Below are 13,375 nucleotides of genomic sequence, written 5' to 3'. Positions count from 1 at the left end.
TCATGCTTATGCGGGAGCGAACGCGATCATTCGGAAGATGGGGGATTCGCGGTTTATTTGCCCTCCGCCACGAGTTCAACGCGGAAATCGGTCTCCGGCACGGCGAGCAGGAATTCCCGCATCGCGTCGGCCGTGTTGTGAAGCGGATCCAACCAGGTGTCGAGAGCTTCCCCCTCGAGAACGAGCGGAACGGCCCCTCCCTCCGGGGAGGACGCGGATAGGCTGATGATCGTGCACATCGGGTATTCGTTTTTCTCCGAATCCAGCCAGACATCGTAGATGCCCGCGGCTCCGAACACTTTTTTCCCGGGGCGTTCGCGGCGGTAAACCTTGCGGGTCTTGCCCTCGATTCGCTCGAACAGCAAGCCGCTGCAAGGCACGACGCAGCGCTTCTTGGCCAGCATCGACAACAAATAAGGCTTGTCGCCGAGGGTGTCGCGATCCGCGTGGATCGAGCTCTTGCCCCAATACGGCATCAAGCCCCAGCGCTGCCCGCTCAGGCAGCGTACTCCCCCGACAGGCCGGATCACGGGGATCTGGCCCGTCGGTTGGAAATATTCATTCTCGTAATACGGAAACTCGATCCGGTCGACCCGGAATTCCGCCGTCAAATCCGCAAGCTCCGCTGCGAGCGAGTAGCGTTCGTTCATCGTTTCAGCCACCGTTCCTCCGAAAATGGAAATCAACGGTAGCTTGCGCCAGCAAACAGCTCGTTATACGGAGTCATTTCCCCCTGATCCCGCTTACCATCGAGGTCCATCATATTCAGCCGAGAGGAACGTCAATCAGCGCACGTGCCGGGAAAGCATCAGCTTCGGTATAATCCGTATCCCTGCAAGGAAACAAACGGCTGCTCGTCCACCCGCAGACCGGAAGATTGTCCGTGCAGCGCGACGTCCACGAGCCACCGCGTCATGTCGGCCACGTTCATCTCCTTCATTTCCTCCAGGCTGAAAAAACCGGCCTCGTCGACTTCCACGCCGTCCGGCACGGGCTCTCCCGCCACATATTCCATCGAAAAGGCGATATAGACGTTGTGGACGCTGCGGGGTTGATCCCGGATCGCCACGATGTTGCGAGCGACGGCGTCAATTCCGCATTCCTCCCGCACTTCCCGGCGGATCGTCTCCCGGATCGGCTCCGTCTGCTCGATATAACCGCCGGGATTCGTCCAATACCCTTTGCCGGGATTTTGCGCCCTGCGCACGAGCAGCACCTTGTCGTCGCGAACGACGAGCGCCCCGACCCCGATGCTGTAATTGCCCCAATGGACGAAATCGCATGCCGGGCATGCCAGCCTCACGGTTAAGTCGATTTCGCGGGCAGTGAGTCCGCTGCCGCACCATAAGCAGAATTTGGCTTCCAATGCCTTCACCTCGACCTCGATTCTACCACTTCCGGCGCGGGCCTTACAGCGAAAATAAAGACGACTGAAGGAAGAGGGAGAGATGTGCGAAACAGATGCAAAGGCAGACGAATTCGTGAGAGGACGACGGTATTGTGCGAAAAGTTGCGTAAGTCGGCCGAAATGGAGAGCGATCGACGGAGATGTGCGAAAAAGTCGCATAGACAGACGAAAGCCCCCTGCAGCTCGCAAGGGTCTTTCGTTACCGCGCCAACCGCTTTTCTGCGCCAAATCGAGAGCGACGCCGTACGGTTGAAGCCGGAGGACGGCCCGGGTCAAAAATTCGAGCAAGTTCTCGCGCAGGCCGGATGCCGGAATGACGGCTTCTTGATCTTCATGCTCCTTGCCCGCCCTTCGCGAGATGGGCCGAGACGGTTGCCGGAATCGGTTGATTGTGCATCAGGTAGGGCAGCACGGAACGGATCGTCTGAGACGAAATCGCGAAGCCGATACGTTGCGCTTGGGAGCTGACAGCCGTGTTCATGCCGATGGCCTCGCCCCGCCCGTTCAGCAGCGGACCGCCGGAATTGCCGGGATTGATGGCCGTATCGGTTTGCAGCAAGCCCTTATAGTCGATGGTGCCTCGGTCGTCGCTGATGCTGATCTCCCGATTTTTCGAGCTGATGATGCCCGCGGTGACGGAGAAATCGAAGTCGTACGGATTGCCGATCGCCACGACCTGGTCTCCGATTCCGACGGCATTCGAATCGCCCAGCTTCAGCGTGGAGAACGGTGCATTTCCCTCGATTTTGAGGACGGCGAGATCAAGCTCCCGGCTGCTGCCGACCAAACGGGCGGTAAAAGGCTGATCGTAGCCTTGGACGATCACCTGGATGCGGTCCGCGCCGCTGACGACATGCTCGTTCGTGAGGATGTAACCGGAAGGATCGATAAAGAAACCGGAGCCGATCCCCGTGCTCCTCGCTCCTCCGCCATCCGTGCCGCTGCCGCCGAACCGCGGGGAAAACCGCCTGCCCGTCACGGCTTCCGTTTCGATCTTGACGACCGCCGGTCCCGCCTGCTTGGCGATCTCGGCCACGCTGCCCGCGGCCGCCGCCGTGCCTACCGAAGCCGTTACCGGCGTCCCGGCAGATCCGCCCGACGCGGAGCCGGTTGTTGCCTTCGCGCTTCCTCCGAACCCCTCGAGCCGGTCCGAGGCATAGGTCAAACCGCCGATTGCCAGTGCTCCCGCCATGAAAGCGGCGAACAGGCTCTTCATCGGATGATGGGGGCGTTTGGATTCATAATCGGTCACGGCTGCTTCCACCTTTCCGTTGGATGTCTATGTGCCTAGTGTAATCGCCGATGCTGAAGCGAACCTGAGCCGAACCTGATGAGAAGCTTAATTCTCGTCCCGGCGAACGCGGATATTCCACGCCGTGGGAGTCCTTGACGATATAGAGCGGCCGTCCCTTCGTTTCCTCGTAGATCCTTCCGACGTATTCGCCCAGAATACCCAGCATGATGAGAACGAAGCCGTTGAAAATCAGCATCACGCCGATCAGGGAGGGCCACCCTTGACCCGTCCGGCTCGTGAAAATGGCCATATAAAGCACGTACAGCAGGTAGAGGAAACCCGTCGCGGAAAGAAGCATGCCCGCGTAGCCGGCCAGCTTCAGCGGTTTGTACGAGAAGGAAGTGATCCCGTCGACGCTCAGCTTGATCATCCGCTTGAGCGGATATTTCGTTTCGCCGGCCAGCCGCTCGTCCCGCTCGTACTCGACCGACGTCTGACGGAAGCCGACCCAGCTGACCAAGCCCCGTACGAACCGGTTTTTCTCGGGGAGCCGTTTCATCTGATCGCACACCTTCCGGTCGATCAGGCGGAAGTCCCCCGTGTCCACCGGAATCGAGATGTCGGTCGAAGCGCGCAGCACCCGGTAGAACAGGCTGGCCGACCACTTTTTGAACCGGGTTTCCCCGTTCCGCTTGATCCGTTTGGCGTAGACGACTTCGTATCCGGATTTCCAGCGGTCGATCATCTCCGGGATCAGTTCGGGCGGATCCTGGAGATCGGCGTCGATGATGACGACCGCGTCGCCGGCCGCATAGTCCATGCCGGCCGTGATGGCGATCTGATGGCCGAAATTGCGCGAGAACTCGATCAGCTTGACGCTTTCGTCCGCGAACGCGATCCCCCGGATGATTTCCGCGGACCGGTCGCGGCTGCCGTCGTTTACGAAAATCATTTCATAAGGCTCGCCCGTCGCCTTCATCACCTTGCTCAGCCGGCTGTAGGTGACGGGGATGACCTCTTCCTCGTTGTACATGGGAATGATGACGGAGTAGCGCACCCGCTTTGTCATGACGAGGTCCCTCCCGTTCCGAGCGTGACTTCATACAAGGTCATGTTGCCGCCGCGGAATCTTCCCATGCCGCCTCGGCCTCCGGAATCGCCGTTTGCCGATTGCCACTCTGTTGACGGTACGACGGTGCCGTGCTCCTGGATCCACCGGGTCAGCTTGCTGTTGCCGCCGCCGGGTCCGCCTTCATTGCCGGAAAGCAGGAAATATTTCACTTTCCCTTGCGCCACCAGCGCCTCCAATTCGTCCGTCGAGTACGCCGGATCTCTGCCCTGGAAACCGCCCATGACGATCACTTTCTCTCCCTCGTCAATAAGATAAGGAGCCGCAGCCGTATATTGGTTCGTCGCGAACAGGTACTCTTCTCCCGAGTTGTGCTGCAGCAAATAGGCCAACGTCTTCTGATCCGGTCCGCTGCCGCTTTCCGCTCCGGGCATGCCCATCCCGCCGCGTCCGCCGGACGTTGTCGGTCCCGCCTGGGGGAGCATGCTGTTCTGCCCGTATACGATCGGCGTAGCCGACCAATAGAGCGGTCCGACGAAGAGGACCAGCAGGCCGGCAACGGCCGTGATGCGCAGGGGAACGCCCCGTTTCTTCCATACCGCCAGCAGCGCGGCAGCCATTCCCCCGCCCGCGGCGATGCCGGTCGACCAGCCGCGGCCGATGACGGAATCGTACGGATGGATGACGTAATATTGGAACGCCGCCGTGGCGAGAATGGCCGCGGGAAGCAGCCAGGACTGCCACCCTTCCCCGCCGCGGTACGATGTCCACAGGCGGGACCAGCCTGCTCCGACGAGGGCCGCGACCGGCGGCGCGAGCATGATGAGGTAGTATGAATGGAAAAATCCGGCGACGCTGAAGAAAGCCATTCCGGGAAGGAGCCATGCCAGCCAGAAAAGCGTTTCCTTGTGCCGGTCCGTGAGATTCCTTCTGCGGATTCCGGCAAGCAGCCCGACCGCCCCGAACGCGGCAAACGGAATCAGCCAGCTCGCTTGACCCGACAGCTCCGATTGGAACAGCCGCAACGGTCCCTTGGTTCCCGTGCCGTACATGCCGCCGCTGCCGCCAGGTCCGCCAAAGCCGCTCCGGCCGTCGCGGTCCCAGCGTCCCGTTCCGATCGTCCTGTCCGCGCGCGTACCGTCCATGGCTTGAGGCTGCCCGGCACCGCCGGCTCCATTCGCGGCAAGGGGCCGGAATTCGTTCCCCGCGCCGAATTTCGTCCTGCCGCCGTCGTCGCGGCGTTCCGCCATCCCTCCGCTTCCGCCCGGCCCCCGATTGCCCGTCAACCTGGAAATCCCGTTATACCCGAGCGCCAGCTCCAGGACGGAATTCGTGTCGCTGCTCCCGATATAAGGCCGCTTGTCGGCCGGAACGGCATCGACGGCAACGGCCCAGGACAAGGAAATGACAACCATGACGGCAATCGCCCCCGCCAATACGCCGGCTTTCTTCCTCCACCCGAACCTCGCCGACAGCCAGAAAAACAGAACGAACGCCGGCAGCACCATATACGCTTGCATCATTTTCATATTGAATGCGAGCCCGATCAGCGCGAACGCGCCGAAAACAGGCCCGATCCGGTTGCTCCGAATTCCTTTAAAAAGAAACCAAGTGCCCAGCAGCAACGTAGATACGAGCATGCTGTCGATGTTGTTGGTCCGGCTGACGGCCACGGCGACCGGGGCGGCGGCCATGGCAAGCGCGCCGATCCGCGCGGCCGCAACGCCGAAAGACGGCTTCACGAGCCGGTAAACGAGCAGCACGGAGCCGACGCCCGCCAGCGCTTGCGGCAGGATCACGCTCCAGCCGTGAAGGCCGAACAAATAAGCGAATACGGTTTGCACCCAGAACGTGACCGGCGGTTTATCCACGGTAACCGATCCCGCCGAATCCAGCGACGCGAAGAAAAAATTGTGGAAACTTTGCAGCATGCTGGCCACCGCCGTCGTGTAGTACGTGTTGGCATAAGTCTCTTGCCAGATGTTATAGCCGTTCAGGAAAACGGACAGCAGCATCGTCAGAATAAGCGGGATATCCGCCCGGCTTCTTGGTTTCGACATGGTTTCCATCGGTCATCCACTCCTCCAGGATCTCTGGCCCCTATGATGCCGGGCTTACCTGAAAGGAACATGAGCGGATACTGAAGATTTGCTGAGAATCCCGAATTAACGGTACGTTCATCCTGTCCTAATCTATTTTTCAGGTTTCGGGCGTATCCTTATTCTAGCAATCTCCCATTCAAGCAACCTGACGAGCGTATCCATAGGAAAGAAACGAGGTGTTGATGATGAACGCAAAACGAATGATCATGGCGGGCACCGTAGCGGCTACCATTACGATTGGAGGCGGCTTGTGGACGGATGGGACAAGCGCCGCCTCTCCGGCGGCGACATCCTTCTCCGTGCAAGCCCCCTCCGCCAACTCGGCCGCAACGGCCGAGACGAAACGCAAAAAAGACGGCTTCCTCGAGCGGCTCGGGAAATCGTCCGATGACGAATTGTATGAAGCTCTGTATGCCGGCCAGTCGCTCGCCGACATCGCCTCGGAAGCGGGCAAAGACGTTCAGGCCGTCATCGACCTGCAGGTGGCGGAGCTCACGGAGCAGTTAGATGCCCGTTTGGCGAGCGGCATGCTGTCGGCCCAAGCGTACGAAGCGCAAAAGGCGGAGTTGCCGGAAATCGTGGCCAGAAGCGTGTACGGCCAGGTTTGACAAGGTTCATCGGCTTCCGCTGGTCGGGATATTCGGATTGGCAAACCCGAAAGCTTCGATGCCAACGAAGGGTACATTCTGATCAGCCTGACCTTCAGTGATGCCATCATCCTCACGCTGCTCAACAAACTGTCCGCGACCTTGTATGTGCTCGTCTGCGGCTGCGGCATCACCAACGTCAAGTGGTTGGACGCCTCCCTCGGCGTTCCTCCCTTCGACGGGTACGACATCGACGATGGGCAGGGCTGAAACGGTATTACGCGCGTACCAAGCGGCCCCCGCCCGGAACGGCAGAGCCCCGTTTGAGTGCGGCTCATAACCGGTTACGATAGGTATAGCCTAACGATCTGCTTATCCGAAGTACGTCAAGCTATCCAAAATCTCCGACACGCGGAGCTCCGCGCACGCCATCGAAGTATCCGCAACGCCGTAATACATCCTCACCGTGTCTCCCTCCACCAGCGCGCCGCAGGAAAACACGACCTCGCCGAAAAATCCGTTCCTCTCGTATTCGGCTTCCGGCTCCAGCAGCGGACGGTCCGATCTCGCGATCACCCTTGACGGGTCGTCCGGATCGAGCAGCAGCGCTCCCATGCTATACCGGTGCTCTTTCGTCGCGCCATGGTAGAGCTCCAGCCAGCCCTTCTCCGTCCGGAACGGAACGGCGCCCCCTCCGATCCTGCCGCTGTCCCACATCCCCTCGCGCAAGCCCGCCAAATGCTTGTGATTCCCCCAATACAGCAGATTGTCGGATTCCGCAATCCAGATTTCCGGCCGCCCGACGCTGCGGACGGTCGGACGATGCAGCGCATAATATTTGCCGTTCACCTTCTCCGGGAAGATCAGGACGTCCTTGTTGTCCGGACCGAAAATCATGCCGTGGCGTTTCACGGTTCGGAAGTCTTCCGTCGACGCCAGCGAGACGCCGATGCCGACGGGGGATACGGCGGAGAAATAGAGATAATGCGTATCGCCGATCCGGGTCACGCGGGGATCCTCGATGCCGAACGTCTCCAGCGGCCCGGAAGGATACACGAACGGTTCGTCGTCGACCGTGAAGCGGCGCCCGTCCCGGCTCCGCGCGATCCGGATGTAGGAAATCGACGTCAAGTACGCGAACCCGGTGTCGGCCGTGACGTCCCGCACGACCCGAGGGTCGGAGAAATCGTAGCGCGGGTCATCCCGGCGCAGCTCCACCAGGCGCGGGGCGGGGGCGTTCGGATCGCATACCGGGGCCAGAACGATGCCGGGATCCGGGCTGACAGGCCGTTCCGCCACGCGAAGCAGCATAAGCACTTCCCCGTCATGGCCGGCGATCCCGGCATTAAACGCGCCGATGACTTCGAAGCCGTCAAGGTAAGGCTTCACGCCGGACGGGGTGACGAGCGGATTCTCTTCATAGCGGTATACGTTCATGGTTCAGGGCTCCTTCGCGTCCAACTCGGTCGATCGATACCAGCCTCTCCTCCGCGTTAGGGTTGTAAACCACCGCATGGAGACACGGGCTCGTTTCCGCGATCACTCCTATTGCCGGTTCGGCTGCGTCCTTCCCATTCTAAGCGCCGGTCAACGTCGATCCGGTTTCGAGGAACGTCTTCATGCCCGACAGCACGATCGGCAAACCGTTTTCCAGGATCTTGGCCGTGCCGGCAGCCTGTTCGAATTCGTCGTGCACCACGGTAACAAGGGTTACGCCTTGAAACTCGGCATGCGGCGCGATCTCCCACGTCATGCGCGAAGGGCTGTCGCCGGCCGTATCGGGAAAACCGAGAAAACGCCAACTCATCACCAGCTTGCCCGGAGGATCCTTCTCCAGAATGACTCCTTCCGCTTTCTTCTCCTTCGCGTCCCACAGCTCGAACGGGGAACCGATTTCCCAGTCGGACCGGATCGCGCAGTCGAACCAGAACTTCGACGTTTGATTGCCGTCCGTGAGCGCTTGCCATACCCGCTCCGGCGTCGTTTTGATCGCGATCCGGCTCACATTCCGCGGTTTGTTTTCCATCTTCGTTTCACGCTCCAATTCGTTTTGAAGGGCTGTCAGTCCGACTGCCCAAGGCTCGGCGTATTTGCTCACCCAGCGGTCGTAGATTTGGCGGATGGGCACCGCGTTCAGGTAATGCAGCTTTTCCCGGCCCGCTTTCCTCGTCGTGATGAGCCCGGCTTCCTCCAGAATGTTCAAATGCTTCATGACGCCGAACCTCGACATGTCGAGCGGCGCGCAAAGCTCGTTCAGCGACCGTCCGTCCGACGCGTGAAGCAGATCAAGCAGCATGCGGCGGCTGGGATCGGCGAGCGCTTTGAAGATCTGGTTGTTCATTCTGAACACCTCCTTTATCGGTCACAGAATACATTGCGAACGAACCTCTTGACACGTTACTGTTTAGTAACATATTATGAGAATAACAAAAGTGACTATACAGTCACATGTTAGCACAAACGGATCCGTTTGTCAGCCGGCGGCTTCCGGATCCGTGGCCCGCACACCCTCATTCCAATTAAGAAAGGTGAGTTTAAACATGAAAATCACTTTGATCGCGGGCAGCAACCGCGCGAACGCATCGAGCACGTCCCTTCTTCGGTACATGGAGAGTCTCCTGAAAGCGCGCGAAATCCCCGTCACCTTCATCGATTTGTCGGAGCTGCCGCTGCCGTTGTTTTCGCCCGACAACTGGGATTTTCACCCGAACTCCAGACAGCTCCAGCAAGCCGTCGCGGACGGGGACGGCTTGATCCTCGCGACCCCGGAGTACCACGGCTCCATTTCGGGTGCGCTCAAGAACGCTCTGGACTATATGAACGCGGATCACGTCGCGGGCAAAGCCGTGCTTTCCGTCAGCTCCGCAGGCGGTCCGCTGGGCGTAAGCTCGCTTACGCACCTGCAGACGATCGTACGCAATCTTCACGGCGTGAACTGCCCGGATTGGATTTCCATCGGGTACGGGTCGAACGCGTTCGGGCCGGACGGCGCTCCGTCGGATGAGGGAATGCGGAACAGGGTTCAAGGCGCGCTCGGGAGCTTCCTGGAGTTGACCCGGATTCTGTCCGAGAACGTCGGGGCTGCGAGCTGACCTACGGAAAGTCCTTTTTTTTACGATCAACACGTTACCGTTAGGTAACATTTTAACTTGCCCGTCCAGAGGCGGATTCAAGATCATCCGGTTTAACGACGCGGATGCAGCAAAAAACCGATCCCCGAGGATCGGTTTTTTCGCTGTTATGGCATGACGATGACGACATTCCCCTTCTTATGCCCCTGATCCACGTATCGGTGGGCTTCCGGTATGCGTTCCAGCGGATACCGGCGGTCGATGACCGGTTTATACTTGCCGGCTTCGATCAACTCCTTGAGGAAAACCAAATCTTCGGCGCGTTCCTTCGCGATCCCTTGCCCTTCGACCGTCAAGTACGCGCCGCCAGGAGCCAGCGCTTGGCGGACGAGCGGTTTCGGGCATTTCCCTACCGCGTCGAAGACGATATCGTACCGTTCTCCGCCGGCCGCGAAATCCTCTTTCGTGTAATCGACGACCTTGTCGGCGCCGAGCGAGCGGACCAACTCCAGGTTGGACGGTCCGCATACCCCGGTGACTACTGCGCCGTAATGCTTGGCCAGCTGCACCGCGGCGGTGCCTACCGCGCCGGATGCTCCGTAGATCAGCGCATTGTGTCCGCTTCGGATCTTTCCTTTCCTTAGGAAATGCAAGGCCGTCATCCCCCCGAACGGAACCGCGGCGGCTTCTTCGAAGGATACGTTCGCCGGTTTGGACGCGACGGCTCCGTCTTCCGGCAGGCATACGTATTCGGCATAAGCGCCGAGCCGCATCCCGCATGAGGCGTAAACCGGGTCTCCGACCTTGAACCGCTCCACCTTCCGGCCGACGGCCTCCACCTCTCCGGCGAGCTCTGCGCCCAGAATCGGCTGCCTCGGTTTCGTGATTCCCAGGAATAACCTCATGGGGATCCAATACAGCAGCGGACTGTTGAAGCTTCGGACCCTGCAGTCGCCCGAAGTCACGCTCGTTGCATGTACCTTGATCCGGAGTTCATGCTCCTTCGGAGCCGGTTTTTCCACCTCCGCCAGACGAAGAACATCCGGCGATCCGTATTTGGTGCAGACGATCGCTTTCATGGAGGCCTCCCTAACCGCGAGTTTGACAATAGTATAGCTGCCCCGCGGTACGGCCTTATAGATACTTAAGTATGGTTTTGCAGCAATCCGAGCTCTCGGGCGCGCGCTACGGCTTCGGTGCGCCGTTTCACCTGCAGCTTGTCGAAGATGATCCGGTTATGCCCCTTCACCGTGCTGAGCGCCAGGTAAAGCCGTTCGCCGATCTCGGCGTTCGAGAGACCCAGGGCGATAAGACGCAGCACTTCCAGCTCCCTTGAGCTCAATGGCTCGACAAGGACCGGCCGCTTTCGCGCGACCGGCTTTCCAGCGGCGGGGGAAGCATCCGCCTGGCTTAGATGCAGCCGAACCCTTGCCAGCTCGGACTCGATCTCGGGTGCCAGATTTTCGATACCCTGCCGGCGGGCGGCATTTTCGGCTTGCGACAGCATCGCGGCCGCATCCTCCGCGTCGCCGCGGGCCAACTTCACCCCGGCCAGAAACACCTTGCCCGCGACGGACCTGTCCGTATGTTCCAGGTGCCGGGCGAGCCGGACGCATTGTAATCCGTGCCGTTCGGCATCCTCCAAGTCGTTGCGCGCAAATCCGATCCGGGCCAGGCCCAAATACGCTTCGCATGCCGCCGGTAAGGGCGGATCACCCGCCAGCTCGAGCGCGAGCCGGTAAGACGCTTCCGCCGCATCCAGCCGGTTTTCCGCCAGCCGGATATGACCGATGCCGAGCGCGGCCATCATCGCGATAACGGCATGGCCGATCGTCTGGCTGATCGACAAGGCTTTGGCATAAGCCTCGCCGGCAGCCGCATGATCCCCTTGCAGCTGGTAAGCATAGCCCGCTGCCCAGACCGTGGAGGCACGAACGGGCAGGTTGTCCGGGTGCAAGGATTCCAAGGCGCGCCGCGTCTCGTCCAGGATGGCGTCCGCCCGGTGCCGGCTGACGGCGAGCGCCGCCCGGATCGCGGCAATATGACCGATCAGATCCCGCAGCCGATCGTCCGGCTCTTTCCCTTGCAGGCAGGCTTCCGCCGCTTGCAGCCTCGGTTCGACGTCGGGGATTCGGCCCGCCATCAGCAAAGCGGATGCGTACATGACCCACAGCGAAGGCCTCGCATTCCGTTCTTCCCGGGTTAAATCCTCCAGCCAATTCAGCACGGGGACGAACGTTCGGCGAAAGATCAGAGGCATCCCCTGGCCCTCCGCCAATCGGGCGGCTCGATCGACATCGCGGGCGGCTGCCGCATGGCGGAACGCTTCCCATTCGAGCCCCTGGTCTTCATGCCAGCAACTGGCCCGGACGTGGATTTCGGCGGCCCCTCTCCGGTTCCTCTCCATCCGCCGGCGCAGCATATCGGCGAATAGATGGTGATAGCGGTACCAACGCCTATCGGGATCCAAGGGAACGACGAACAGGTTCGCCCGCTCGAGATACTCCAGCATTTCCCGGCCGGAAGCCGCTGGCCCGGCGAGGGCGTCCTCTCCGTCCCCCTCTCCCGGGAGAAGCACGGCATCGCACAACGGACCGCACATCCGATCCAGGATCGAAGTGCGCAGCATGAATCGCTGCACGTTCTCGGACTGCCTCTCCAGCACCTCTTCCAACAAATAGTCCATCACGTAACGGTGGCTGCCCGAGAAGGCGGCGATCCGGCCGTCGGGATCGTTGCTGCCTTGCATGGAAACCGCCGCCAATTGCAGGCCGGCTGCCCAGCCTTCGGTACGGTTCTCCAATTCCGCGGCGAGGTCTTGCGAGAGATGCGACAAGCCCATCGTCCGGCGAAGGAACGTTGCCGTTTCGCCCGAGGTAAACCGCAAGTCCTCGGCGCGCAGTTCCGTCAGTTGATCCCGAACGCGCATCCGGGCAAGCGGAAAGGGAGGGTCGGTGCGGGTCGCGATCGCCAGGTGCATCTGCGGAGGCAAACGGTCCAACATGCGGACGAGAACTTCCCGAATCGGACGGACGCCGGAGACGAGGTGGAAATCGTCGAGAACGAGAACGAACGGATTCGGAAAAGCGGCGATGCCGTTCAGCAAGGCCGCCGCCGCCCATTCCGCCTCCGGAGGTTGGGGAGAACGGAACGCTCCGAGCACGCCTTCTCCGATCTTCACCCCGACGGTCTGCAAGGCGGAAACCAGGTACGTCAGGAAGCGCGCCGGATCTTGATCCCCCTCGTCCAACGACAGCCAGGCGGCGGGCCGGCCGCAGCCGGTTGCCCATTCGCTGGCCAGCGTCGTCTTCCCGAACCCCGCGGCGGCGGAAATCAGCGTCAGCCGGCGGTGGATTCCCTCGTTCAACCGTTCAACCAGCCGGGGGCGAAGAACGCCGTTCGTCCGAAGCGGCGGGATATTCAGTTTGACGGACACCATCGGCACCGACATGTTTGGCCCCCCGTTCCCGTCACGCTGTGCTCCGAAATCATCTATCGAATCGTGCAACGATAATTGAAATACGGTTTGCTATTTGTCATTTTATAATATTATTGTTACCCTTGCGCATATCCTTGACGGTAAAGTTTCCGAGAGGAGCGATTGGCGATGGCAAGAAACGACCGTTTCGTCGTGTACACCATTCGGTTTTCGACCATAAAGAAAATCATGATCTTCGACCTCGTCGCGGGTACCGGATTGTATTACGTGCTGAAGCTCCTGTCCGCGGGTTGGATCATTTCCACGGCGGGAAGCGCGATCGGATCCATGGGGTTGAAGCGGCTGGCGGAACGTCTTCCGGCGAAGGCGGGCAAGTTTTTCCGATGATGGCTTCGCCCGCGATCTGTAGAGGGAGGGGGACGAAAATGAGCTATACTAGATTGTAAGACTTGTGCAGGAGGCGGC

General features: G+C 60.4%; 12 protein-coding genes. 3 read left to right on the top strand and 9 right to left on the bottom strand.

The genetic code is table 11. From position 1 onward, the window contains the following. Positions 1–53: 53 nt before the first annotated feature. The 5 genes from GE107_RS14470 to GE107_RS14450 form a co-directional block, all read right to left on the bottom strand. Positions 54–650, bottom strand: a complete 597-nt coding sequence (locus tag GE107_RS14470; RefSeq protein WP_219640689.1) for an SOS response-associated peptidase family protein — start codon at positions 648–650, stop codon at positions 54–56. A gap of 158 nt (positions 651–808) precedes the next feature. Further along, entirely contained in the window at positions 809–1,375 is a 567-nt protein-coding gene (locus tag GE107_RS14465) for an NUDIX domain-containing protein (protein WP_370636426.1), read from the bottom strand. Between the two features lie 364 nt (positions 1,376–1,739). Continuing rightward, complete coding sequence (locus GE107_RS14460; RefSeq protein ID WP_370636425.1) at positions 1,740–2,660, bottom strand: S1C family serine protease; 921 nt, start codon at positions 2,658–2,660, stop codon at positions 1,740–1,742. Continuing rightward, entirely contained in the window at positions 2,647–3,711 is a 1,065-nt protein-coding gene (locus GE107_RS14455; RefSeq protein WP_219640688.1) for a glycosyltransferase family 2 protein, read from the bottom strand. The genes GE107_RS14460 and GE107_RS14455 overlap by 14 nt, the downstream gene beginning before the upstream one ends. After that, a complete protein-coding gene (locus GE107_RS14450) occupies positions 3,708–5,780 on the bottom strand; it encodes a glycosyltransferase family 39 protein (RefSeq protein WP_219640687.1) in 2,073 nt (690 codons plus the stop codon). The genes GE107_RS14455 and GE107_RS14450 overlap by 4 nt, the downstream gene beginning before the upstream one ends. Positions 5,781–5,998: 218 nt before the next feature. On the opposite strand from GE107_RS14450, the gene GE107_RS14445 reads away from it, so the two are divergent. Beyond that, positions 5,999–6,421, top strand: a complete 423-nt coding sequence (locus GE107_RS14445; protein ID WP_219640686.1) for a hypothetical protein — start codon at positions 5,999–6,001, stop codon at positions 6,419–6,421. A gap of 351 nt (positions 6,422–6,772) precedes the next feature. On the opposite strand, the gene GE107_RS14440 is transcribed toward GE107_RS14445, so the two are convergent. Both GE107_RS14440 and GE107_RS14435 read right to left on the bottom strand, forming a co-directional pair. Further along, positions 6,773–7,837, bottom strand: a complete 1,065-nt coding sequence (locus GE107_RS14440) for a BtaManbiosPhlase (RefSeq protein WP_219640685.1) — start codon at positions 7,835–7,837, stop codon at positions 6,773–6,775. Between the two features lie 139 nt (positions 7,838–7,976). Next, positions 7,977–8,741 carry an ArsR/SmtB family transcription factor gene (locus tag GE107_RS14435; RefSeq protein WP_219640684.1) on the bottom strand — a complete coding sequence of 255 codons (765 nt, stop codon included), beginning with the start codon at positions 8,739–8,741 and terminating at the stop codon, positions 7,977–7,979. Positions 8,742–8,940: 199 nt separating this feature from the next. On the opposite strand from GE107_RS14435, the gene GE107_RS14430 reads away from it, so the two are divergent. Continuing rightward, on the top strand, positions 8,941–9,492 hold the full coding sequence (locus GE107_RS14430) for an NADPH-dependent FMN reductase (RefSeq protein WP_219640683.1): 552 nt from the start codon (positions 8,941–8,943) through the stop codon (positions 9,490–9,492). Positions 9,493–9,638: 146 nt separating this feature from the next. On the opposite strand, the gene GE107_RS14425 is transcribed toward GE107_RS14430, so the two are convergent. Both GE107_RS14425 and GE107_RS14420 read right to left on the bottom strand, forming a co-directional pair. Further along, the gene (locus GE107_RS14425) at positions 9,639–10,550 is read right to left on the bottom strand and encodes an NAD(P)-dependent alcohol dehydrogenase (protein WP_219640682.1); all 912 of its coding nucleotides are present in this window, start codon (positions 10,548–10,550) and stop codon (positions 9,639–9,641) included. A 65-nt stretch (positions 10,551–10,615) separates the two neighbouring features. After that, entirely contained in the window at positions 10,616–12,922 is a 2,307-nt protein-coding gene (locus tag GE107_RS14420; protein WP_219640681.1) for a winged helix-turn-helix domain-containing protein, read from the bottom strand. Between the two features lie 156 nt (positions 12,923–13,078). Between GE107_RS14420 and GE107_RS14415 the strand changes: the two genes are divergently transcribed. Continuing rightward, complete coding sequence (locus GE107_RS14415) at positions 13,079–13,297, top strand: hypothetical protein (RefSeq protein WP_219640680.1); 219 nt, start codon at positions 13,079–13,081, stop codon at positions 13,295–13,297. Positions 13,298–13,375 lie beyond the last annotated feature (78 nt).

The sequence above is a fragment of the Cohnella sp. CFH 77786 genome (assembly GCF_019400745.1).
In the GTDB taxonomy this organism is placed as follows: Bacteria; Bacillota; Bacilli; order Paenibacillales; family Paenibacillaceae; genus Cohnella.
The sequence above is the reverse complement of the archived record's forward strand: the minus strand, read 5'-3'. Positions and strand labels throughout refer to the sequence as shown.

Bases quoted from the DNA above. Each gene is read 5' to 3' on its own strand.
- GE107_RS14470 (WP_219640689.1), bottom strand. From the start codon at position 650: ATGAACGAACGCTACTCGCTCGCAGCGGAGCTTGCGGATTTGACGGCG.
- GE107_RS14455 (WP_219640688.1), bottom strand. From the start codon at position 3,711: ATGACAAAGCGGGTGCGCTACTCCGTCATCATTCCCATGTACAACGAG.
- GE107_RS14450 (WP_219640687.1), bottom strand. From the start codon at position 5,780: ATGGAAACCATGTCGAAACCAAGAAGCCGGGCGGATATCCCGCTTATT.
- GE107_RS14445 (WP_219640686.1), top strand. From the start codon at position 5,999: ATGAACGCAAAACGAATGATCATGGCGGGCACCGTAGCGGCTACCATT.
- GE107_RS14440 (WP_219640685.1), bottom strand. From the start codon at position 7,837: ATGAACGTATACCGCTATGAAGAGAATCCGCTCGTCACCCCGTCCGGC.
- GE107_RS14435 (WP_219640684.1), bottom strand. From the start codon at position 8,741: ATGAACAACCAGATCTTCAAAGCGCTCGCCGATCCCAGCCGCCGCATG.
- GE107_RS14430 (WP_219640683.1), top strand. From the start codon at position 8,941: ATGAAAATCACTTTGATCGCGGGCAGCAACCGCGCGAACGCATCGAGC.
- GE107_RS14425 (WP_219640682.1), bottom strand. From the start codon at position 10,550: ATGAAAGCGATCGTCTGCACCAAATACGGATCGCCGGATGTTCTTCGT.
- GE107_RS14420 (WP_219640681.1), bottom strand. From the start codon at position 12,922: ATGTCGGTGCCGATGGTGTCCGTCAAACTGAATATCCCGCCGCTTCGG.
- GE107_RS14415 (WP_219640680.1), top strand. From the start codon at position 13,079: ATGGCAAGAAACGACCGTTTCGTCGTGTACACCATTCGGTTTTCGACC.